1 protein-coding gene is annotated in these 320 nt (G+C 55.3%); it reads right to left on the bottom strand.

Annotated elements, in window-relative coordinates; translation table 11 throughout:
- Window positions 1-218 (bottom strand): immunoglobulin domain-containing protein (locus LGT40_RS16715; RefSeq protein ID WP_226343092.1); only part of this gene is annotated, 218 nt, incomplete at its 3' end.
- Window positions 219-320 lie beyond the last annotated feature (102 nt).

Raw genomic sequence — 320 nt, 5'->3', positions numbered from 1 at the left:
AAATCTGTGCCTGATCCACTGCCACTGAACCTGTCAGGGACCCCGGAGGTCCGATTGGAACCCAAAAAAATCAGGAGCTGAGGAGACTGCCCTGGCTTCTGCAGGTACCAGTCCAAATAGTTGTATCCATTATTATACAGGAGGCTCTGACTTGACCTGCAGGAGATGGAGGCCGGCTCTCCAGGGGTGACGGCCAGGGTGACTGGAGACTGAGTCATCACAATATCCCCACTGGATCCAGAGACCCAGAGCATTAGCAGCCCCAGGAGCTGAGCAGGGAGCCTCATTGTGAGAAGGTGAACTGAGGAGTCCTGATCCCC

The sequence above is a fragment of the Methylophaga pinxianii genome (genome assembly GCF_020447225.1).
GTDB classification, from domain to species: Bacteria; Pseudomonadota; Gammaproteobacteria; order Nitrosococcales; family Methylophagaceae; genus Methylophaga; species Methylophaga pinxianii.
The sequence above is the reverse complement of the archived record's forward strand: the minus strand, read 5'-3'. Positions and strand labels throughout refer to the sequence as shown.